The 22005-nt window shown below is 68.3% G+C and carries 17 protein-coding genes; 5 read left to right on the forward strand and 12 right to left on the reverse strand.

The window, feature by feature from the left end; translation table 11 throughout:
• Positions 1–134: 134 nt before the first annotated feature.
• From ACYQ2W_RS18965 to nifE, 12 genes are all read right to left on the reverse strand, one after another.
• On the reverse strand, positions 135–671 hold the full coding sequence (locus tag ACYQ2W_RS18965) for a carboxymuconolactone decarboxylase family protein (protein ID WP_459870700.1): 537 nt from the start codon (positions 669–671) through the stop codon (positions 135–137).
• A gap of 113 nt (positions 672–784) precedes the next feature.
• Positions 785–2686, reverse strand: a complete 1902-nt coding sequence (gene amt / locus ACYQ2W_RS18970) for an ammonium transporter (protein WP_459870703.1) — start codon at positions 2684–2686, stop codon at positions 785–787.
• 176 nt (positions 2687–2862) lie between these two features.
• Positions 2863–4032 (reverse strand): RCC1 domain-containing protein, encoded by a 1170-nt coding sequence (locus tag ACYQ2W_RS18975; protein WP_459870705.1) that lies wholly within the window; start codon positions 4030–4032, stop codon positions 2863–2865.
• 203 nt (positions 4033–4235) lie between these two features.
• Complete coding sequence (locus ACYQ2W_RS18980; RefSeq protein WP_459870707.1) at positions 4236–5849, reverse strand: gluzincin family metallopeptidase; 1614 nt, start codon at positions 5847–5849, stop codon at positions 4236–4238.
• A 556-nt stretch (positions 5850–6405) separates the two neighbouring features.
• Complete coding sequence (locus ACYQ2W_RS18985) at positions 6406–8469, reverse strand: cache domain-containing protein (RefSeq protein ID WP_459870709.1); 2064 nt, start codon at positions 8467–8469, stop codon at positions 6406–6408.
• 13 nt (positions 8470–8482) lie between these two features.
• Positions 8483–10732, reverse strand: coding sequence for an ammonium transporter (amt, locus tag ACYQ2W_RS18990; protein ID WP_459870712.1), 2250 nt, complete (start codon positions 10730–10732; stop codon positions 8483–8485).
• A gap of 315 nt (positions 10733–11047) precedes the next feature.
• Positions 11048–11353: a ferredoxin III, nif-specific gene (gene fdxB / locus ACYQ2W_RS18995; RefSeq protein WP_459870715.1), complete on the reverse strand. Its 306-nt coding sequence runs from the start codon at positions 11351–11353 to the stop codon at positions 11048–11050.
• Between the two features lie 222 nt (positions 11354–11575).
• Positions 11576–11788 carry a CCE_0567 family metalloprotein gene (locus tag ACYQ2W_RS19000; RefSeq protein WP_459870717.1) on the reverse strand — a complete coding sequence of 71 codons (213 nt, stop codon included), beginning with the start codon at positions 11786–11788 and terminating at the stop codon, positions 11576–11578.
• A gap of 147 nt (positions 11789–11935) precedes the next feature.
• Complete coding sequence (locus ACYQ2W_RS19005; RefSeq protein WP_459870719.1) at positions 11936–12403, reverse strand: NifX-associated nitrogen fixation protein; 468 nt, start codon at positions 12401–12403, stop codon at positions 11936–11938.
• Positions 12404–12577: 174 nt separating this feature from the next.
• Positions 12578–13057: a NifB/NifX family molybdenum-iron cluster-binding protein gene (locus ACYQ2W_RS19010; RefSeq protein ID WP_459870722.1), complete on the reverse strand. Its 480-nt coding sequence runs from the start codon at positions 13055–13057 to the stop codon at positions 12578–12580.
• Positions 13026–14417 carry a nitrogenase iron-molybdenum cofactor biosynthesis protein NifN gene (gene nifN / locus ACYQ2W_RS19015; RefSeq protein ID WP_459870725.1) on the reverse strand — a complete coding sequence of 464 codons (1392 nt, stop codon included), beginning with the start codon at positions 14415–14417 and terminating at the stop codon, positions 13026–13028. The genes ACYQ2W_RS19010 and nifN overlap by 32 nt, the downstream gene beginning before the upstream one ends.
• Positions 14418–14630: 213 nt before the next feature.
• Positions 14631–16040, reverse strand: a complete 1410-nt coding sequence (gene nifE, locus ACYQ2W_RS19020) for a nitrogenase iron-molybdenum cofactor biosynthesis protein NifE (protein WP_459870727.1) — start codon at positions 16038–16040, stop codon at positions 14631–14633.
• 228 nt (positions 16041–16268) lie between these two features.
• Between nifE and ACYQ2W_RS19025 the strand changes: the two genes are divergently transcribed.
• From ACYQ2W_RS19025 to ACYQ2W_RS19045, 5 genes are read left to right on the forward strand one after another with little or no spacing between them, the layout of a single operon-like run.
• Entirely contained in the window at positions 16269–18809 is a 2541-nt protein-coding gene (locus tag ACYQ2W_RS19025; RefSeq protein ID WP_459870729.1) for a tetratricopeptide repeat protein, read from the forward strand.
• The gene (locus ACYQ2W_RS19030) at positions 18799–19095 is read left to right on the forward strand and encodes a J domain-containing protein (RefSeq protein WP_459870732.1); all 297 of its coding nucleotides are present in this window, start codon (positions 18799–18801) and stop codon (positions 19093–19095) included. The genes ACYQ2W_RS19025 and ACYQ2W_RS19030 overlap by 11 nt, the downstream gene beginning before the upstream one ends.
• Positions 19096–19112: 17 nt before the next feature.
• Positions 19113–19778, forward strand: coding sequence for a nucleotide exchange factor GrpE (gene grpE / locus ACYQ2W_RS19035; RefSeq protein WP_459870734.1), 666 nt, complete (start codon positions 19113–19115; stop codon positions 19776–19778).
• Positions 19775–21520: an Hsp70 family protein gene (locus ACYQ2W_RS19040; protein WP_459870737.1), complete on the forward strand. Its 1746-nt coding sequence runs from the start codon at positions 19775–19777 to the stop codon at positions 21518–21520. The genes grpE and ACYQ2W_RS19040 overlap by 4 nt, the downstream gene beginning before the upstream one ends.
• A gap of 3 nt (positions 21521–21523) precedes the next feature.
• On the forward strand, positions 21524–21835 hold the full coding sequence (locus ACYQ2W_RS19045; protein WP_459870740.1) for a hypothetical protein: 312 nt from the start codon (positions 21524–21526) through the stop codon (positions 21833–21835).
• Positions 21836–22005: the final 170 nt, after the last annotated feature.

The raw sequence follows: 22005 nt of genomic DNA on the forward strand, positions 1-22005 counted from the left end.
TCGGCGCTAACGCGCCGACACGAACGGAGGCAGCGGGGCCAAAGCGGCGAGCCACTCACCGAACGGGGCGTACCGCTCGGGGAGGAGGCGGACCAGATTTCCCGCCGGTGCCTCCGTTTGCGTCGGCGACCTGCTCAGTGCGCCTCCGGCTCCACCGCCAGGGTATTGAACAGCGCATCCACCTGCGCCTGCCGGGTGGCCATCACCAGGATCTCCAGCATCTCCTGTTCGCTCCACCCCGCCGCACGCAGCCCGGCCACCACCGCCGGGTCCGCCGCCCGCTCGCCGCGGAAGTGATCCAGGGCGAAGCGGATCAGCGCGCGCTCCCGCTCCGGCAACGGGATCGACTGCGGGTCCTCCCGGCCGCGGCCGATCTCCTCGGCGCTACGGCCGTGCAGCTCGGCCAACATACCGGCGTTGGCGTCCACGCAGTAGCGGCAGGAGACCTGTTGCGAGATCAGCATCCGCAACCAGGTCTGCATCTCCGCACCGAAGGTGGGGTGATCCATGCAGAACTGGATGAAGTGCCACTGCGTCTCCAGCGTGGCCGGGCTCGGCGAGAGGGCGAGAAAGGCGTTGGGGACGACGCCCCAGGCGGCGCGGGCGGCCGCATAGACCTCGGCGACGACGCCGTCGGCCTGTTCGGGGGAGACGGGGGTGATCCAAGTCATGGGGTTGGCCTCGTATTGATGAAAGGGAGGCCAGTGTAGCGACCCGCTACTGACACCGGCGTGGCAGCAGCGGACAAGGGAACGTTCGTCAAAAACGAAATCGCCATCGGGCGCTACACCATCGACGGCAACGGCTCGGCCTCGTCGCCGTGGAAGCGGTAGATCCCCTTGCCCGCGAGCTTGGCGGCATACATCGCGTGATCGGCCTGGCGAACGATCACCTTGACGTCCACCGGGTGGTCGCCGCTGAACAGCGCGATCCCCACCGAGACCCCCAGGTGGGCGGTCTCGCCGTTCACCTGGAAGGGATCGCCGATCACCTCGATGAACTTCTCGGCGACGCTCGCCGCCGAACCGGGGGAGATATCGGGGGACTCCATCAGCAGCGCGAATTCGTCGCCGCCGAGGCGCGCCACCAGGTCGCTCTCGCGGACGCTGGAGGCGATGCGTACCGCCGCCTCCTTGAGCACCCGGTCACCGGCCTCGTGGCCGAGGGTGTCGTTGACCCGCTTGAAGCCGTCCAGGTCGAGGTAGAGCACCGCCCCGCCACTGCCGTTGCGGCGGCTGCGGGCCAGCGCCCGGCGCACCATCTCGAAGAAGAAACGGCGGTTGGCCAAGCCGGTGAGGGTGTCGTAGTTGGCCAACTGCTCCAGCTTGCGCAGCGCGGAGTGGCGCCGCCCGGTCTCCAGGTTGAACTTCTCCAGCACCACGTTGTAGAAGGCGGCGATCTGATGCGCCTCGGTCTCCGGCTCCACCTCCACCGGGCGAGTGAAGTCGCCGCTGCGCGCCTGCTGGTCCATCTGGGTGATCAGGTCGAGGATCGAGGTGGTGGCACCGTGCTCGGCGACGTTCAGCCCGATCCGCTCGTCGCGCGGGGTGACCCGCAGCCGTACCACCCGGTCGAGGGCGCTCAGCACCACCAGGCTGACGCCGAAGGTGAACAGCCCGACGGCGAGCACGCCGGCCGCCTGCACCAGCAGGAACTCGCCGCGCGCCATCGTCCCCCAGCTCCCCGCCGGCGCGAACAGCGCCACCGCCAGGGTCCCCCAGATGCCGGCGGCGAGGTGGGCGGGCACCGCGGAGATGGCGTCGTCGATGCCCAGCCGCTCCAGCAGCGGCGCGCTGTAGACCACCACCACCCCACCCACCGCGCCGACCAGCAGCGCCGCGGGGGCGGTGAGCAGGTTGCAGCCAGCGGTCACCGCCACCAACCCGGCGATCACCCCGTTCATCACCCGGTCGGCCAGCGGCAGGCCATCGCGCAGCCAGCTGGTGGCGAGCGCGAGCACGCCGCCGGCGGCACCGGCCAGGGTGGTGTTGACGATGATCAGCGGGATGCGGTCGTTGATCTCCAGGGTGGAACCGCCGTTGAAGCCGAACCAGCCGAACCAGAGGAGAAACACGCCGAGGGCGGCCAGCGGCAGGCTATGCCCCTCCACCGGCCGTCCCCCTTCGCCGAACCGCCCGAGACGCGGGCCGATCACCAGCAGCGCGGCGAGCGATACCCACCCCCCCACCGAGTGGACGATGGTCGAGCCGGCGAAGTCGACGAAGCCGAGGCGGGCGAGCCAGCCGACGGGCGAGCCGTCGGCGGCGTGGGCCCATGCCCAGTGGCCGACGATCGGGTAGATCACCCCGGCGAGCAGGATCGCGGTGAGCAGGTAGCCGACGAAGCGCATCCGTTCGGCCACCGCGCCGGAGACGATGGTGGTTGCGGTGCCGCAGAACACCGCCTGGAAGAAGAAGAAGGCGTAGTCATGGGCGGAGGGCTCCGCGCCGAGCAGCCAGCCGCTGCCGATCAATCCGCCGTTGGACGGGCCGAACATCAGGGCGAAGCCAAAGAGGAAGAAGAGGACGAAGGAGACGCAGAAGTCGGCGAGGTTCTTGATCGCCACGTTGATGCTGTTCTTCGACCGCACCAGCCCGCTCTCCAGGCAGGTGAAGCCGGCCTGCATCAGCACCACCAGGAAGCCGCAACCCAGTATCCAAAGCACATCGCCGTCGATCGTGTTCACAGACCCCACCCTCTCGCCAATCGTTGGCTACCGATTGTACAGGGAAAGGGGTCGCGCCTGCCGTAACAGCGGATTACACGCCTACCGGCAGTGCCGACGGAAAGGCCGCGGAGTCGCAACGACGGTGATCATTGCGACTCCGCGGGGATGACTCACCCCGATACACGGAGGAAACGTCAAGGGACGACGAAGTGCTCGACGTTGGAGAGGGCCGAGATCCCGATCCCCGCCCGCGAATCGTCGATCGCCGCCCCGACGTAGTAGGCCGATCCGGAGGGGAGTTCGAAGCGCGACACCCGCTCGTCCACGGATATCCGATCCACGAAACCGGCGTCGGGATAGGGGGCATAGAAAAGAAGCAGGCCGTTGCGCAGATCGTCGGCCTCCACCGTTACGGTCACCGCTCCCGGCTCCGTATTGACTGCCAGCATCGGAGCCGGTGGCAACGGCGAGGCCGGGGCGTCCTCGCCGAAGCCGATCACCCGTACCGGGTCGACACTGCTCTCCCTGGTGCCATCGCCCAACCAGCCGTAGTCGTTGCGCCCCCACGCCCACAGGGCACCGTCAGCGGTCACCGCGAAGACCCGTCCCCGGCTGGCGTTGATCGCTACAACCCCGGTGAGCCCCTCAAACTGCACCGGCGTCCCTTGCTTGACGCCATCCCACACCCCGTCATCACGGGCAACGGTGGGAATAAACCCCCAGCGCCAGAGGTTTCCATCGCCATCCAGCGCATAGCTGGACGAATCGGACACCGCCACAGCCTGCATCCCGGAGAACCCGGGGATCTCGGTTGGCACATCGCGCACTATGAGATCCCCCAGCCCAAGCTGCCCATCCGTGTTCGCCCTACCCCAACTCCAAACGTGCCCGTCGTCAGTCAACGCCAGTGCGTGGACGTAGCTTACAGCGGCGTCGACCACCGGCCGCGGAAGCGGCAACTCCAGCGGCGGCTGCCCCCGATAGGCGTCGCCGACGTCCCATTGGCGCAGGCTCCCGTCGAGCCCGATAGCCACCAGGAGCTGTTCGTTGGAGAACGCGGTCTGACGAGCGACGATCCGGCGGCTCCCCTCCAGCGCCACCACGCGAATCGCCTCGCCATCGGGCGGCAGGGGGAGTCCCCACATGGCGGTATCGCCCCACATCCAGACCGAACCGTCGTCGAGGACCGCCATCGAGAAGCCGCTTCCCGCCACGAGTTGTACCACGCCGCTGATCGCGGTCGCGATCACGTAGGGCCGGGAATCCGCCTCCGCTGGGCTCGTCCACAGGGTTCCAGCGTCGTCGAGGGCGAGCCAGTGCCACGGACTGCAGGCGAACCGGCTCACCGGGCGTGGAAGGACCACCGGCGACGGAACCCGGAGAGGCGTGGAATATCCGCTTCCGCCCCATTGATAGAGCGTCCCATCGACAGAAAGCCCCCACGAATAGTTGTCGCAAACATGAGGTTCAATCTGCCCCGATTCCGCTATCGAAAAGAAAGCGGAAAATGCCATTGCCAATAGCCCGGACACGTGGGATTTGACCGCCTTGTCGGACATTTCCACCCCTACTGAATGGTGTTCTGGTAGAGCGAATTGGCCGGACCGGCCACCGGGTATCCACGGGCAACCCACGCGTCGATGAACGCCTGGAAAGTCATCGGGTGATCGTCATGGACGATCTCCCAAATGCGCCGGATGTTGCCGTCGCTGTACTGGTCGTATCCGTCGGCAACGTTGTCAAGCAGATCCCAGAGGGAGCCTACGACCCGCCCCTCGACGGCGGGGCCATTCTGCCATGCGTGCCCATCGTTGTAGCCCCAGCTGGCGGCCTCCACGTTGTGACCGCGATAGAGCCCGTCCGACCGCGGCAGCATGGCCAAAAACTCCGCCCACCCCTCCGACCAGGCACAGCCGACACTGGACTCGCTGTAGATATGGTGAGATGCGCAATTCACAGCATTCGGATACGACGGATAGTACATGTACCGCATTACCGCATGACCGTATTCGTGCGCGGCCACATACCGGTCACCCGCACCATCCGCGCTACCATCCATATAGATACGGTCGTCGTAGAAGTCATAGTGGGTAGGGACGGCGTAACCATGTAAATAATCCCAATGGTATTGCACGATCGCCGACCCGCCCGTCTGCACCGGCGACTCGTACACACCCGCCTCGTTGTAGATATATCGCCACACATCGAGGATATCCTTGAGAAGGTTGAAGGCGACGTAGGTCCCTTGGGGCGGTGTATTCATATCGACGATGTAGGTGCCGATCTGGTAGCTCCCGTTCATCGGCGCGTAGATCTTTCCGGTGGTGAAGGACCAAGTATTGTCCAGTTTCTTGTCGGTTCCCATCTCCGGGTTCAGCACCATGAACTCGTCCCCCAGATAACTGAAGTAGGGAGACCAGCGCACACGCACGGCATTGCCGCTGAGGGTGAAGGGGCCGCAGGAGTAGTAGCCCTGCATCGAGGTATAGCAGGAGTGGAGCACGTTGTTGTCGGTCGCATCGACGATCTCCACCAGCGCCACCTCCGACAGCAGCGTCGAGCTGTTGGCCACCTGCGTAAACTGGAAACGCCCGTTGACGGTCATGCTGACGGAGCGACGGGAAGACTGCCCGGCGTCGGCGGTCATGTCGGCGAGGGTCTGGCCGACCGCCAACTCGATGGGGGCGTCCGGCGGCGGCGTGTCGCGATGGGGGACCGGGTAGTTCTCCTCGCTGGGCAGCCGGACCACCGAGGCACCGTCGGGCCATACCACGGAGAGCGGACGGGCAGGGTCGAAGGGGTGCGCCCCGACGGTCGATCGGTCGGGACCGATGTGGAGATACTGGATGGCGGCGGCCCCCCGGTGAAAGTGGGAGTCGGAGGCGGCGACGCAGCGGACCTCCTTGTACCCCTTGCCGGTAAACACCACACGGGCGGTGAAGCTCGCCGATTCGCTGTCGGCGAGGGGGTAATCAAGGTGATCGGTACCACCGATCACCCGGGCGTCCTCCGGCAGTCCGAGGGTCAGGCGGGTATCCGGCAGGAGACCGACTCGGGAGTGGAAACGACACTCGATTTCGCTCTGCCGCCCCTGGGGGGCCACCTCGTTGACGATCAGCTCGGCGTCAATCGCGTCGGGGATACCCTCCGGCGTCGACCAGGCGTTAGGGGCGAAGAGCACAGACGACAGGAGCGTCAGCGCGGAAAGCGAAAAGCGAAAAGCGAAAAGCGAAATATGACAACTTCGATCGATCCATAAGTGAGACTCCCTTTTTGTATTTTCGACAGTGCCTATTCAAGGCTTCTTATAATTCCCGCTCCCCAGTGAGTTATCAATAAGTCATCAAGCATATAATTAACCCGAACACTCACATTGATTCAAGGCCGCACAAGGACAACACCCATTTTCTTATCGGCTTGTAGGAAATTCACTATATGAAATAACAAATAGCTGTAGTCCAAAACATGAAATGCAATTTATCTCTATGCCGTCAAACCGAGATATCCGGATACGATTGCGTTGTCGGGAAGCGGTGCGCCTCGTACCTCGGCACACCCTCCGCCCGCGTCCGCTCTCACCTCCGGCCATCACGGTGAAGACGCCTTTCGAGGCGCGGCAACAGTAGATCAAATACCGGAGGCGGTGCCGGCGGAAAGACCGCGGCGGCCGCAGGCCGCCCTATGGAACGCGCCGTGCGCACCGCAGCGCAAGCCACGATAGCGGGTGGCCGGCGGCGTCAGATCGGCACGAAGACCAGACCGGCAACGTCGTTGTCGTAGTCCCCACTGGTCTTGTACTCGCGGTAGCCCTGGGACATCGCCGCACCCACGGCGTAGCTGCGACCGGCGAAGGTGATCAGGTCGGAGAGGCGTTCGCCGTTGCCCAGCGCGAGGAAACGTTCGTCCAGGTCGAGGGTGCTGCCCACCGCGGGACCCGCCTCGGTGGCGGCGATCACCCGCCCGTCGCGGTCGGCGAACAGCGCAAAGGCGCCGGCCAGCGGCATCCCCCGGGGATCGCGGGGGAGTGCGTCGTCGAGCATCGCGCGGAACTGTGGCTCGCCGTCGAAGACGATGCCGATGCCGCCCACCACCCGCGCGGCGGGCCCGGGGGCGCGGATCGAAGTGTGGTAGACGTAGGTCGGGCGATCGCCGTAGAGCGGCGTGGCGGCGAACGGCGAGACGCGGTAGTGCTGCGACTCGCGCAGGCCGAGGGCCGCCTGTACCCCCGGGTGGTCACCGATGGACTGGCCCACCCAGTGCGCCTCCTCGGGATTGGAGACGGCGACCACCGCTCCGTGGGCGTCGTAGACCAGCAGGTTGGTGTAGACGGTGTAGAGGTTGTTGATGTAGGCGAGGATCTCACCGATGGTCTGGCGCGCGCCGTCGTCCACCCCGCCGGCGAGCAGCTCGCGGAAGCGGCTGGTGAGTGCCCACCAGCGCACGTCGTTGGCCCGCTCGTAGAGGTTGCGGTCCATGATGTCCACCGCCAGGAAGGACTGGAAGCGGACCTCGTTGAGCAGCGAGGTGATGACGGTCTCGCGCAGGTTGGCGATCGAGCTGTCGAACACCGCCTGGGTGGCGTTGCCGATGTTGCGGATCTCGTCGAGCACCGGCATGAACTCGGCGGCGTCGCGCTTGGCGGAGATGATCTGGCCGTTCAACACCACCAGGATCAGGTCGTCGGTGACCATCGAGGCGTTGTGGCTGATGGAGCGCAGGTCGCGGGAGAAGAGCTGGGAGTCCTCGGCCAGTTTGGTCGCCGCCCCCTCCTCCTCGCCGCCGGCGGCGAAGGCCTCCGCCACCGGCACCATGACATGTCCCAGCCAACCGCCGCCGAAGTAGCCCTGGTAGCCGTGGGTGGCGCGGGTGCAGGCGAGGTATTCGCGTCCGTCGTGGCGTACCAGCCGGACCCCTTCGTGACTGAGGGTCACCCGGCTCTCCACCGGCAGCACCGCCTGGTCGCTGGCGGCCATCACCCGCCCCTCGCGGTCGAGGATGGCGATCAGCTCGCCCGCGCGGGCGAGGTTGGCAAAGACCCCGACCATCTCGTCGGCCAGCCGGAAGCAGAGGCAGAGCACGCCGAGCGCCGGGGAACCGGCGCGGTTGTCGGCGCGGATCGGGCAGGAGTAGATCAGCGAGCGGGGGTGGTCGGGGCGCAGGTCGGACCAGCGGTAGGTCTCGACATACTCGGCGCCGCTCTTCAGGGTCTCGGCGATCAGCGGGTCGCGGCTCTGCGCCACCGGGTTGTCGGCGTCGAGGTGGGCGCGCACCCGCCCCTCCGTGTCCAGCACCAGGATCTCGTCGTAGACGCTGTATTTGAGGGTGTACTCGCGCAGCCGCTCGACCACCGCCTGCCGGGCGCCCGGTTCGTCACCGCGGTCGGCGAGGAAGGCGCGCAGGTCGTCGTCGGTGGCGAGGAAGCCGACGTCGGCGGTGCGCTCGAACAGGTTGCGGATCAGGATGTCGATGGTCACCTGGGCCCGCGCCCCGGCCTCCTGCTCCAGCTTGCGCAGATTTTCGTAGACCAGATTGTCGATCAACTTGACCTGCAGCTCCTCGAAACGGCGCTTGGTAAGCTCCATGTCGCCGATCAGGGTGGGGGCGATGTCGAGGCTGTTGATCTTGCCGATCAGGGTCACCTTCTGCCACCACTTGCCCAGCGCCGTCAGGGTCTGCCGGCAGCTCACCACGTCGGGCATGTGGGCGAGCAGCCGCCGGCTCTCCTCATGGTCGTCCGCGCCGCCCGTTGCGTCGCCGGGGAGCGCTTGGTGGCCGGCGTCCGGGGTATCTGCGAGTTCCATGGACCGTTCCTCCTCAGGCACCGACGGCGACCGGTGGCAGCGATTCCAACCCTTCCCCTACCTTGAACCGCTCGAGCAGCCGGCACAACTGGTCGGCCACCTCCAGCAGGCCGTCGCTACGCTCGGCGCTGGCCACCGCGCCCACCCGGTTGCCCTCGGCCAGCGCCGCCACCTGGGCGATGTTGCCGCTCATCCCGGCCACCGCGGTGCGCTGCTCCTCGGCGGCACCGGCGATGGTGGCGTTGAGCGTGGAGATGGTGGAGACCGAGTGGACGATCGCCCCCAGCGCCTCGCGGGCGCGGCCGGCCGCCTCGACGCTGGCGTGGGCCTGGCCGCGGCCGCCGGCCATCGCGCTGACCGCATCATGGACCCCGCCACGCAGCCGCTGGAGCATCGCCTGGATCTCCTCGGTGGAGTGCTGGGTCTTCTGCGCCAGCTGGCGCACCTCGTCGGCGACCACCGCGAAGCCACGCCCCTGGTCGCCGGCGCGGGCCGCTTCGATCGCGGCGTTGAGCGCCAGCAGGTTGGTCTGCTCGGCGATCGAGCGGATGGTCTCGATGATGGTGTGGATATTCTCGGTGTCGGCGCCGAGGCGCTGGATCACCTCCGAGGCCCCCTCCACCTCGCCGGCGAGTCGCTCCAGCGCGGCCATCGACTGGTCGAGCACCGTCCGCCCGTCATCGGCTTGGCGGTCGGCGAGCTGCGCCGCCGCGGACGCCTCGGCCGCCGAGCGGGCAACCTCGTCGGCACTGGCGGCGAGCTGGTCGGCGGCGATGCTCGCCTCCCGGGTGCGCCGGTGCTGCTCGCCCGCCCCCTGCTCCATGGCGGCGGCGGCCTCGTGCATGGTCTTCGCCGAGTCGGCCACCCGGTTCACCCCCTGCTTGATCTGGGCGACGGTGGACTGATAGGTGTCGAGCAGCCGGTTGAAGATCCCCGCCAGCTCGCCCGCCTCGCTACCGATCTCCACCGGTACCCGGCGGGTGAGGTCTCCCTCGCCACCGCCCTGGGCGCCGGCGATGCCGCTCATCAGCTGCATGGTCTCCAGGAAGCCGGTGCTGGCGCCGTGCTCATGGACGTTGAGGCCACGCTGCTCGCCCTCGGGGTCGACGCGCAGGAAGCGCAACGTGCGCAGCAGGCCGAAGAGGATCGCGCCGGTGCCCATGCCCCAGGCGAAGACCGCCAGCACCCCCTGGGCCTGCACCGCCGCCTGGCGCCACATGTCGCCGGCGGGAAGGTTGGCCTCGGGGGCGAAGAAGGCGAGTGCGAGGGTCCCCCAGGCGCCGCAGAAGCCGTGGGCGGGGATGGCATTGACCGGGTCGTCCACCCGCAGCCAGTGGAGCAGCGCCCACTCGGCGCCGTAGACCACCACCCCGGAGGTGAGCCCGACCATCACCGCACCGCCCGGCTCGACCACCGCGCAGCCGGCGGTGATCCCCACCAGGCCGCCGATCACGCCGTTGAGCAGCTTTTCGATGTGCACCTCGCCGCCGCTGATCACCAGCGAGAGGAGGAAGCAGGAGAGGCCGCCGGCGGCGGCGGCGAGGAGCGTGTTGGCGATGATCCGCGCCACCTCGACGTTGCCGGTAAGGGTGGAGCCGCCGTTGAAGCCGAACCAGCCGAACCACAGCACCAGCACGCCGATCACCGCCAGCACCAGGCTGTGGCCGGGGATGTTGTTGATCGTGCCGTCGGCGTTGAAGCGGCCGAGGCGCGGGCCGAGGATCATCGCCCCGGCCAGTCCCACCCAGCCGCCGAGGGAGTGGACCACGGTGGAGCCGGCGAAGTCGACCATCCCCATCTCGGCGAGCCAGCCGCCGGAGCCCCAGATCCAGTGGCCCGAGATCGGATAGATCAGGCCGCTGACGACGACGCTGACGATGGCGTAGGCGATGAAGCGGATGCGCTCGGCCACCGCCCCGGAGACGATGGTGGCGGCGGTGCCGGCGAAGGTCACCTGGAAGACGAAGGAGGCATAGTCCATCGGTTCGGTCAGCCCGTGGAGGGCGAAACCGGAGAGGCCGATCCAGCCGCCGGCATCCTCGCCGAACATCAGCGCGTAACCGACGGCGAAATAGATCAGCACGGCGATGATGAAGTCGGTGATGTTCTTCATCGCCACGTTGATGGTGTTCTTGGCGCGGGTCAGCCCCGACTCCAGGGCGGTGAAGCCGGCCTGCATGAACAGCACCAGACTGGCGGCAACGAGAATCCAGATGAGATCGAGATGGGCCTGTACCTGGCTTGCGGTGAGCGTTTCCTCCATTGCCGACCCTCCCCTCAAGATGACAATCGGATGACGAAATGGTGGAGATAGTGCAAAGAGTCGGCCAATTCCTACATAAAAATAAGGGATACCCGACAGAAAAGACGTGAGAGCCACTACAGACAGGTAAAGAATTCGCGTATTCGATTCACGGAATCGGCGGCGATCCGTCCTGAAATTGTCGCAAAAGAGGGTGGAAAGGGTAGGAGTTGCGACAATTGTCGCGAAATCGACGAAGGGATGGACCCGGGGAGGACGGCGACCCGTTGAAACGGGGGAGGGCCGCTCCCGCAGCGGGAGCGACCCTCAAAGCACTCAGGCGGCGAGACCCGAAGGCTCGTGGGTGTGGCACTGCTTCGGGCAGACCTTGGCGCAGGCCTGGCAGCCGATGCAGTCCATGGCGTCCTTGATGGTCATCACCATGGCGACGTCGTCGTCGAAATCGTCATCGTAATCCTCGTCGTCCTCATCGATCTCGCGCTCGATCAGGTCGAAGACGTCGCGGGGGCAGACCTTGTAGCAGCGGCCGCAGCCGATGCAGGTCTTCTGGTTGATCGACACCACGAAGGCGGGGGTCCACTCGGTCCCGCCGCGGGTGATACCGGTAATCGTCTCACTCATCGTTCTCTCCAGTGCCTTAAGAAATATCAAACAAATAATCAAAAGCTCGTGATCAACGCGGAGAACGCAAAGACGCAGAGAACGCAAAGAAAAGAGAATATTCGATCCTGAACGAGCGCCGCCCACGGAAGGCGCGCCTTCCCAATCTCATGCATTGCCGGTTCATCTCTGCGTTCTCCGCGTCTTTGCGTTCTCCGCGTTTTTCATCCCCTGCCCAAAAAATCAGCCCGCCGCCTCGGCGGCCTCCAGGCGATCGTTGGCCTCTTTCCAGGCGGCGCAGGCGTCGTAGCACTCTTTGGCCAGCGCCGGGATCTCCTCGAAGGCGGCCGGTAGCCGATCCTCCACCAGGTCATGCACCTCGCCCGCCTTCTCGGTGGCGATCCGCTTGGCCTTCTTCACCTCTTTGCGCAGCGCCTTCAACTCGTCTTCGGTCATTTTTCCAAACTCCTCGTGATGGACGCAGAGATCGCAAAGGCGCAGAGAACGCAGAGAAGAAATACGGAATGCGAACGCCCTTCGAATCTCTGCGCACTCTGCGTCTCTGCGTTCTCCGCGTAAATTTCCAGGGCCTATCCGAGGCGCCTACATCCCGGCGACGTCGGAGTGCTCGCCGATGATTTCGACGGCCACCGAGAGCAGCTTGTCGGCCTCGGTCTTCATCTTCGAGGCGGACTCGAAGCCGAAGCGGTGGACGTCGCGCAGGGTCCTGTCCATCACCACCAGCTTGCCGACGGTGATCAGCGCGCGGCCGAAGCCCTCGTGGCTGAGGTGGACCATCGGCACGGCCATCTTGCCGCACTCCTTCTCGATCAGCACCGCGATGGCGTTGTAGAACGCCTGCACCCGGGAGAGGGTCTCCTCGTCGGGATCGCCCACCACCGGGATCTCGCGCTTGCGCTCCTTGGTCAGCACGAAGGGGTCGAGCAGCTCGTTGGTGGGCAGCCCCTCCCACACCCCGTAGCTGTCCAGGGCGCGCATCTGGCGCACCATCTCGACCATGAAATCGGACTCCAGGATCGGGTCGTCGGCGGCAATCATCACATCAGACATTTCTAAGCTCCCGTTGGGATTGTGTTGAGTCTTTCGTAGGGCGGATTAGCGCCAGCGTAATCCGCCACGTCGAAGCTGCCTTCGGCGAAGGTGCCCCCGATCCCGGCGGATTACGCTGGCGCTAATCCGCCCTACGGGAATGCACCTTGACCAGGCGCCGGAGCAAGTACGGCACTACTCTTCCCACCCCTCCTCCTCCATCTCGGCGAAGCGGTCGGTGCTCTCGCCCTTCTGGCGGCGCAGCCGCGCCAGCCACGGCGGCGGCTGGTCGCCGGCCAGTTCGCGCTGGAGGTCGCCGATCAGCTCCTCGATGGCGGTCGCTTCGGGGACGCGGATCGGCTGGATGCCGCGGGCCAATAGCTGCTGCACCGCCGAGTGACCGACCGCCGCGCAGTAGACCGCGTCGACCCCTTCGAGCAGGCGGAACTTGTCGGAGAGCTTCGCCTCGTTGCCGTCCTGGGCCAACGAGCCGAACTCGCTCACCCCGATCATCTGGTGGCCGTCGACACCCACGTCGTAGAGGACGAAGGAGCGGGCCGAGCCGAAATGCTGGTCGACCCGGCGGCGGTCGGTGGTGGCGAAGGCGACGCGCAGGGCGTCGTCGCCCAGCTCCACGTCGTCGTCAATGAGTTGCAGGTGACGTCGAACGCTCATGGCCCATGGTCTCCGGCATTTTGTAGATGGAACGGTAGGGTGCGATGGAGTGGCTGTGGTCGGTCAGCATCAGGTTGGCCAGATCAAAGAGCGCCTGGCGGGTGCCGCGATAGCCGACCCACACCCGCTGGTAGCCGCCGAGGCGATCCCACTGCGGGAAGCCGGTGCGCAGCAGCGGCAGGCCGAGACGGTCGGCACTCTGCGCGGCGTGGGAGTTGCCGATGATCAGCTGGGCGCGGGCCTCCTTGGCAGCGCACTCCAGGTCCTCCAGGTCGCCGATCTTCACCGCCTCGGTGGCGATCGCCTCCAGGCCGGGGCCGCGCGCCGGGGCGACCGCGGCCACCACCTCGGCACCCATCCCCTGCAACAGGTCGGCGAAGGCGCAGAGCAGCTCGGGGTCGAGGGCCACCGCCACCCGCGCCTGACCGAGCATGAAGTGGGTGTCGACCATGGTGTCCTGGAGCTGGGCGCGCTGGCGCTCCAGCCGCGGCGGCACCGGCTCGCCGGAGATCTCGTGCAGCGCGGCGACGAAGGCGTCCACCGCCTCCAGGCCGAACAGGTGGGGGAAGCGGTAGTCGGGCACCCCGGTCTTCTTGTGCAGCTTGTCGGCGACGCCGTAGAGCGACTGGCCGATCACCAGGGTGGCGGCCGAGTCGCCGAGCAGCGGGATGTCGCTCACCGGGGTGCCGCCGACGGTGACCGGCGAGAAGTCGGCGTCGATCAGGTGGCCGTCGAGGGAGTCGGAGAGGTCGGGCAGCACCAGCGGGCGCAGGCCGAAGGACTCCACCATCTCCTTCACCACCTCCAGGTCGCCGGGGGTGAGGGAGGGGCCGGCAAGCACGTTCACCTGGCGCTTGCGCGCGCCGGGGGTGGTCCCCGACTCGGGCACCAACTGGTCGACGATGGCGCCGAGGGCGGCGGCGAAGCCGGTGTCGAGGCAGCCGCTGTAGTCGGGGGCGTTGACCCACACCACCGGGATGTCGGCGTGCTCCGGGTGCTTGGCGCGGAACTCCTTGACGATGCGGTTGAGGTCCGAGCCCTGGGTCTCCGAAAGGCCGGTGCTGATCACCGAGACCATCGCCGGCTTCGACTTGGTGCAGATGGTGTCGAGCCCCTCGATGACGTTGTCGTCGGCGCCCATCACCGAGCTGACCTGCTCCATGGCGCTGGTCTGCAGCGGGATCGGCTCGCGGAAGTGGCGCACGAAGAAGACCTTGGCGAACGCCGTGCAGCCCTGGGAGCCGTGGAACATCGGCATGGTGCGGTTGATGCCGAGGAAGGCGAGCGCGGCACCGAGGGGCTGGGACGCCTTGAGGGGGTTCACCGCGAGGGCTTTTTTACGCTTGATGATCTCGGCCATGTTCTCTCACCTGTTTCGTATCCGATTGCACCGCCGCCCCCTGTAGGAGCGGCCCCTAGGCCGCGATGGCGCCCTTTCCGTGGCTCCCGCCGGGTTGAAAGAAACCCGCCGGAAGGCCCCTCGGCGCCTCACTTCGCCCGATCGCGGCCTAAGGGCCGCTCCTACAGGAATCGCGGCCTAGGGGCCGCTCCTACAGGGAAGGCAGGGGCGTCCTCATCCCACCGGCTGCTGGCCGTGGGCGCCGATGCTGGACTGCCACGGCGCCGGCTTCTTCACCGACTGCCACACCGGGCTCTCGATGGTCAGCGCGATCTGCCGGGCCAGTTCCAACATCCCTTCGTAGCCGGCGTAGCCGAACTCGCGCTCCTGGTTGATGTCGAGGAACGGCACCCGCGCCTTCAGCGCGGTGTACATGTTGCGCCCGCCGGCGATCAGCAGGTCGGCGTCGTATTCGCGCATGGTGTCGAGCAGCGCCTTGGGGCTCCCCTCCTCCAGCATCTTCGCCTCCTCGCCCATCAGCTCGCGGATACGCTTCTTGTCCTCTTCGGTGGACTTCTTGGTGCCGGTGGCGACCACCTTCATCCCCAGGTCCTGGAGGGCGGAGATCACCGACCAGGACTTCACCCCGCCGGTGTAGAGCAGCGCCTTCTTGCCGCGCAGCCGCTCGCGCCACGGCTCCAGGGCCGCGTCGATGCGCGCCTCCTCGCGGGCGATCAGCGCGTTGGTCCGTTCGGTGAGGTCGGGGTCGTCGATCAGCCGGGCGAAGTCGCGCAGCGCGTTGGAGGTGTCGGCGACGCCGTAGAAGCTCCCCTCGAACCACGGCACGCCGTAGTTGGACTGCACCTTGCGGGCGACATTGAGCACCGCCTTGGAGCAGACCACCATGCTCGCCTCGGCGCGGTGCATGGTCTGGATCTCGCGGAAGCGCGAATCGCCGGACAGCGTGGCGAGCACCCGCAGCCCCAGCTCGTCGAACAGCGGCAGCACGTGCCACAGCTCGCCGGCGATGTTGTACTCGCCGATCATCGACACGTCGTGGACGGTGATCCCCTCGCGCTGCAGCTCGGCGGGCACCGGCTCCGGCTCGGCGGTGCCGATCACGTACTTGAGCATCGCCTCGCCGGCAAGGCGGTTGCCGAGGTTCTTGGTACCGTAGAAGCCGGCGGCGTCCACCGGCACCACCGGGGTGCCCCAGCGTTCGGTGGCGGCGCGGCAGACCGCGTCGACGTCGTCGCCGATCAGCGCCGGCACGCAGGTGTTGTAGACGAACACCGCCGCCGGGGCGTAGTCGTCGATCGCCTGCTTGATGGAGTGGAACAGCCGCTTCTCGCCGCGGCCCATGATCACGTCCTGCTCGGTGAGGTCGGTGGTCATGCCGATGCGGAAGAGGTCGGGGCCGGTGGAGCGGGTGCCGCGGTTCTCCCAGGAGGAGCCGGCACAGGCGATGGGACCGTGGACCACGTGCGCCACGTCGGCGATGGGCAACAGCGCGATCTGCGCCCCGTCGAAGGCGCAGCCGCCGGCGGCGGCGCCGGGCTTGGGCTTGGAGCAGCCCGACTTGGCCTTGTTGTTGTGCTCGCAGGCCGGCTCGTCGAGCAGTTCGGCAATCTCTTTCGCTTTCATGGTGACGCTCGGCTCCGAAATCAGGGTCTTGGAATCACACGTAGCAACGAACGCACCAACTACAACCAATTGATTCAATTAAACTTTTATTCGACCACCTTGTAACAAACGCGACAATCCCGCGGAGATTCCGAACAACCCTTTCCCCCCCGCGGCCCGTGCGTGGGCACTCCCGATCGGCTAGACTGCGCCCTTCGATTTCCGTCCACTCGCTTCGCGAAGCCCAGCATGGCACGCCGCAAAGAGAAGAACCGCAAAACGGGCCGTGGGGCGCCCACGGCCCTCGACACCCCGACCCTGGACCAACGCGCCTCCGGCGCGAAGGAGGCGGGCCATTTCCGCGAGGCAGTGGAACTCTACAAGGAGCTGCTGAAGCGGGAGCGCCGCCCGGAGTGGCTCGACGGTCTGGCCGAGGGGTATGCCGGACGCGCCCGGGAGCTGGCCGCCAAGGGGATGGTCAAGGAGGCGTTGGCGCTGTGGGACAACCGGGCCGAACGGTGCGGCGTACCGCCGCCCGCCGAGGACCAGCTGGCGCTGTTGCTGGCCGGCGGCCATGCCGCGGAGGCGGTGCGGTTCTATATCGCCTACCCCGAGCCCGCGGCGTTGAAGGGGTTGGAGCCGCGCATCGCCACCGCCCTGCTCGCCGCCTCCGACGAGGCGCTGGCCGGGCTACCCGCCGACACCCCCCTGCTGCGCCACCGCACCGCCGCCCTGGAGGCGTTCGCCGCCTTCGGGCGGGGGGATGCGGCCGCCGCGGATGCGGCGGCCGCGAGCATCCCGTTCCGCTCCCCCCTGCGTGAACTGCGCCCGCTGCTCAAGGCGTTGAACACGGCGACCGAGGCGCCGGCGGAGGCGCAACGGGCGGTGGCGAAGATCACCGCCGACGGCCCCTTCGGCCGTCTCGCGGCGGCGGTGCGCGCGGCCACCCTGCCCTCCCCGCAGTGGCTGACGGCACTCCACCCGCTGGACGACGGGATGCGCCGCCTGGTGCTGGACCTCAAGGGGATCGAGCCCAAGACCATCCCCCTCCTGCTCAAGCTCGCCGCGCTGGGCGAACGACCCGCCCCCGCCGCCCTGCTCGGGCTGCTCATCGAGCAGCGCCGTCTCTTCCCGGCGGGGACGGCCGAGGCCCTCGGCCGGCGGCTGCTGCCCCACCTCCCCCCGCCCCAATGGGCGCGCTACGGCCGAGCCTTCGGCGCTCTCCCCGCGGCGGAGGAGACCCGCCTCGACGCGCTCGCCGACGAGTTGGAAGGCTTCGGGCCCGATGCCGAGACGGCCTGGCTCGATCTGGCCGACGACTACGAATACGGAGAGCAGCAGGGACCCGACGCGCGACTGAAGGCGGCACTGATCCTGCGCCGGCTGGTGGACGACGCGCGGGGACCGCTCGGCGAGGAGGGCCTCGGTCCGCTGGAGCGGGAGTGGCTGGAGCGGAGCCTGCGGCTCGACCCCGGCCATCGCGACAGCTACCTGAGGCTGGTCCGGGCGCAGCTCGCCGCCGCTGAGCTGAAGGAGGCACGGGCCACCGTGGCCGCGGCGCTGGAGCGCTTCCCGGAGGACGCCGAGGTGCTGCTGCGGGCGCTGGAGACGGCGGTGGCGGGCGGAGCCTTCAAGAAGGCCGCGGGCTACGCCCGCCGGGTGTTGGCGCTCGACCCGATCAATCCGCGCGTGCATGCCCTGCTCGGCCGCGCCCACCTCGCCCACGCCCGCAAGCAGGTGGCGGCCAACAAGTCCGCGGCGGCGCAACGGGAGCTGAGCGCCGCCGCGGAGTGGCTGCGCGAACCGGCCGACCGGGCGGCGCTGCACTTTCTGCAGGCGCTCGCCGCCCACCGCGGCAGCGGGACGCGAAAGGAGGGCACCGCCCTGCTCGACGAGGGGTTGGCGCTGGTCGGCGGCGGCCCGCCCGGCCTGCTCCACCTCGTGCTGGAGCTGCGGCGCAACCGGCTGCCGATCCCCCACACCCTCGCCGAACTGGGCGTTGCGCCGCCCAAACGCCTCGACGGCGCCGAGGTGGTGGCCCTCGCCCGGGCGGTGACCGCCCTGGAGGCGGAAGAACACGAACTCCACGGCCTGCTGGAGCTCCTGCAGCGCCCCCTGGAAAAAGCGCTGCGGGCCTCCCTCGGCGAGGCCGACAGCCGGCTGGTATGCGAGGCGTTCGAGCGCTGCGGCGCCCGGACCCTGGTGCGCATCTGCGCGGCGGGCGCGCGCAAGCGTTGGCCGGATGCCCCGGTCTTCGTCTACTACGAGACGCTCGCCCGCCACGGCGACCGGCCGTCCCATCTCCCGAAGCGCACCGAGGAGGCCCTGCACCAGGCGCTGGTGATGGCCCGCGACGGCGGCGACCTGCGCACCGCCGTCGCCATCGAGCGGCTCCTGCGGGCCGTCGCCACCCCCTTCGACGACTTCGAGGGGTGGGACGAGGAAGACGAGGACGAGGACGAGCTATGGGACGACCTGGCCGAACCGCCATCGCCCGCGGAGGCGCGCCGGGAGATGGAGACGATGGTCGAGCAGTTGGGGGAGAAGGCGTTCCTCCAGGAGATGAACCGGGTACTGGGCAAGCCGCTGGTGCGCGAACTGGAGAACGCGGTCGGCAAACAGCGGCTGATCGAGGCGATCATCGAGATGATGACCCTGGGAGGCCTGCCGCCCCTGCCGCCCCCGCGGCGACGCCCCGAACCTTCCCCCGCCCGCCCCACCCCCGCCAAGCCGCGCCGCAAGCCGCGCGACCCCGCGCCGGCACAACGGAACCTGTTCGATGACGACTGACCCCTACACCCTCCTCGGCCTTCCCCGCGACGCCGACGACGAGGCGGTGCGCGCGGCCTATCTGGCGGCGGTCCGCGACTGCCCGCCGGAGCGCGACCGCACCCGTTTCGAGGCGATCCAGGCCGCCTACGAGCAGTTGCGCAACCACCGTAGCCGCCTCGCCCACGCCCTGTTCGACACCACCCCGCCGACCATCGGCGAGGTGGTGGCGGCCCTCGGCGATATCGGCGGCCCGCCGCGCCCCATCGACGCCGCCCGCCTGCGGCGGCTGCTGACCGACGGCTGAGCCCGGAGCCGAGCGAGATGAGTCCCGAAGAGAAAGAACGGCTGTTGGCGGAACTCGCCGCCTCTCTCGACGAGTGGGAGGCGACACCGCCCCCCGCCGACGAGCCCCCCGACCTGCACACCCTACTCGCCGAAATGGCCGCCCTGAAAAACGAGGTCCGGCTGGAGGCGCGGCAGTTCAAGGGCGGGCTGGAGGAGCAACGCGGCCTGGTCGCCCTCCTCCAGGAGCACAACGAGCGCCTCGCCCGCGACCTGGAGCGCGCACGCGAGGAGGCCGCCGCCGCGCCGCGCCGCGCCGAGCGACGGCTGCTGCTGGAGCTGCTCGACCTCCACGACCGGCTGGAGGCGGGACTGCGCGCCGCCGACCGCCACCACCCCTCGCCCCTGGCCCGCCTGGTCCCCGCCGAGGGGCGTTTCATCGCCAGCCTGGTGGAGGGGCAGACCCTCACCCGGCGGCGCCTCGAAGAGCTCTTCCACGCCCACCGCCTGGAGCGCATCGCCACCCTCGGCCGTCCCCTCGACCCCCACCGCATGAAGGTGGCCGCCACCCGCGCCGCCGACGGCGAGGAGGAGACGGTGCCGGAGGGGATCGTGCTGGAGGAGCTGCGCAGCGGCTGGCTCCACCTCGGCGAGCCGCTGCGCCTGGCGGAGGTCGTCGTCCACCGAAGGAATCCAACACCATGAGCGAGATCATCATCGGCATCGACCTGGGCACCACCAACTCCGAGGTGGCGCTGGTCCGCGACGGGCGGGTGGAGGTGCTGCCGGTCACCGCCGACCAGCGCATCCTCCCCTCGGTGGTGGGCATCGCCGACGACGGTGCCCTGCTGGTGGGGGCGGCGGCGAAGAACCAGTACCCCCTCTACCCGGAACGGACCATCCGCTCGGTCAAACGCCGCATGGGCGAGGCGGTGCGGCTGCCGATGGCCGGCCAGGAGTACACCCCGCAGGAGGTCTCCGCACTGCTCCTGCGCCACCTCAAGGGGGTCGCCGAGGCGAACCTCGGCGGGGAGACGGTCGGCAAGGCGGTGATCACCGTCCCCGCCTACTTCTCCGATGCCCAACGCCAGGCCACCCGGGAGGCGGGGGAGATCGCCGGGCTGGAGGTGGTGCGGATCATCAACGAGCCCACCGCCGCCGCGCTCGCCTACGAGAGCGGCCACCAGGGGGCGCGCAAGGTGCTGGTCTTCGACCTCGGAGGCGGCACCTTCGACGTCTCGGTGGTCAACCTCGAGGGCGACGTGGTGGAGGTGCTGGCCAGCCACGGCGACAACCACCTGGGGGGCGACGACTTCGACCGCCGCATCGTCGACCACGCCCTGGCCCACCTGAAAGAGCATCACGGCGTCGATGCCGAGGGCTCGCCGGCCGCCATGGCACGCATCCAGCGCGCCGCCGAGGCCGCCAAGATCGCGCTCTCCGACCGCCCCTTCGCCACCCTCGCCGAAGAGTACCTGCTGGAGCGCGAGGGGGTGCCGGTCCATCTCGATCTGGAGCTGGCGCGCGAGGAGTACGAGGCGATGATCGAGCCGTTCGTCGAACAGACCCTGGAGGCGGTACACACCGCCCTCGCCGGGGCCGGCCTGACCGTCTCCGACCTCGACGAGGTCCTGCTGGTGGGCGGCGCCACCCGCACCCCGCTGGTGGCGCGGCGGCTGGAGGAGGCGCTCGGCATCCCCCCCCGCGGCGACGTCGACCCCGACCTCTGCGTCGCCATGGGCGCGGCGATCCAGGCCACCATCATCGCCGGTGCCGACGCCCCCACGGTGCTGATCGACGTCACCCCCTACACCTTCGGCACCTCGGCCATCTGCGACCACGAGGGGCAGCCCTACCCCTACTGCTTCATCCCGCTGATCCGCCGCAACACGCCGGTGCCGGTCTCCAAGAGCGAGGCCTTCGCCACCGTCCACGACGGACAGGAGCGGGTCGAGGTGAACGTCTACCAGGGCGAGGCCCCCGACGCCCTCGACAACATCGAGATCGGCCGCTTCACCGTCGAGGGCCTGCGCGACGTCCCCGCCGGCAACGTCATCGTGCTCACCTTCTCCCTCGACCTCAACGGCATCCTCCACGTCTCCGCCCGCGAGAAGGAGAGCGGACTGGAACACTCGATCACCATCGACAACGCCGTCGCCCGCTTCGAGGCCGACGAGATGGACGCCGCCCGCCGGCGGGTGGCGGCGCTGAGCGGGGCCGACGAGGAGGAGAGCGGCGGCGAACCGGAACAGCGCCGCCGCCGGGTGGAGGCGCACGCCCTGGTGGAGAAGGCGGAGCGGCTGCTGGAGGGGGCAGGCAGCGAGGACCGCGAGGACCTGGTGGACCACATCGAAGCGGTCAACGACGCCCTCGCGACGGCCGACGACAACGCCTTGAAGATCGCCCTGGAGGAGCTGGCGGACCTCCTCTACTACCTGGAGGGGTGACGCGTGGAACGCTGCCCCGCCTGCCGTGCCCGCCTCGGCGACCCGTCCCGCTGTCCCCGCTGCGGCTGCAACCTCGAACGGCCGCAACAGGCCGAGAGGGCGGCCCGCCGCGCCATCGCCGCCGCCCTCACGGCACTGGCGCGAAAACGGCTCGACGAGGCCCTGCACCATGCCCGCCACGCACGGCGGCTGAAGGACGGAGACGCCGCCCGGCTACTGGAGTGGTTCGCCCGCAAGAGCACCGAAACCGACCCCGGCAGCGGAACGGGCGGAGAGATCCGCAACGCCTTGTTGGGAACGGTTGGGAACGAGTAGTCCGTCCATCGGATACGGGCACCCCGCTCGTCGAGCGAAGTGGGCGAGGCCACCCTTCGATTTTGTGTAATTTCGGAGTTGAACTCCGAAATTACACAACCTATGCTCTCGCCCATGATCCCACGCGCCCTCACCGCCGAACTCGTGACCCAGCTCCGGGAGTGGTGCTG

Source organism: Endothiovibrio diazotrophicus (genome assembly GCF_054657215.1).

Coding starts and splice junctions, on each gene's coding strand:
- ACYQ2W_RS18965 (WP_459870700.1), bottom strand. CDS start 671: ATGACTTGGATCACCCCCGTCTCCCCCGAACAGGCCGACGGCGTCGTC.
- ACYQ2W_RS18985 (WP_459870709.1), bottom strand. CDS start 8,469: ATGGAACTCGCAGATACCCCGGACGCCGGCCACCAAGCGCTCCCCGGC.
- amt (WP_459870712.1), bottom strand. CDS start 10,732: ATGGAGGAAACGCTCACCGCAAGCCAGGTACAGGCCCATCTCGATCTC.
- fdxB (WP_459870715.1), bottom strand. CDS start 11,353: ATGAGTGAGACGATTACCGGTATCACCCGCGGCGGGACCGAGTGGACC.
- ACYQ2W_RS19000 (WP_459870717.1), bottom strand. CDS start 11,788: ATGACCGAAGACGAGTTGAAGGCGCTGCGCAAAGAGGTGAAGAAGGCC.
- ACYQ2W_RS19005 (WP_459870719.1), bottom strand. CDS start 12,403: ATGTCTGATGTGATGATTGCCGCCGACGACCCGATCCTGGAGTCCGAT.
- ACYQ2W_RS19010 (WP_459870722.1), bottom strand. CDS start 13,057: ATGAGCGTTCGACGTCACCTGCAACTCATTGACGACGACGTGGAGCTG.
- nifN (WP_459870725.1), bottom strand. CDS start 14,417: ATGGCCGAGATCATCAAGCGTAAAAAAGCCCTCGCGGTGAACCCCCTC.
- nifE (WP_459870727.1), bottom strand. CDS start 16,040: ATGAAAGCGAAAGAGATTGCCGAACTGCTCGACGAGCCGGCCTGCGAG.
- ACYQ2W_RS19025 (WP_459870729.1), top strand. CDS start 16,269: ATGGCACGCCGCAAAGAGAAGAACCGCAAAACGGGCCGTGGGGCGCCC.
- ACYQ2W_RS19030 (WP_459870732.1), top strand. CDS start 18,799: ATGACGACTGACCCCTACACCCTCCTCGGCCTTCCCCGCGACGCCGAC.
- grpE (WP_459870734.1), top strand. CDS start 19,113: ATGAGTCCCGAAGAGAAAGAACGGCTGTTGGCGGAACTCGCCGCCTCT.
- ACYQ2W_RS19040 (WP_459870737.1), top strand. CDS start 19,775: ATGAGCGAGATCATCATCGGCATCGACCTGGGCACCACCAACTCCGAG.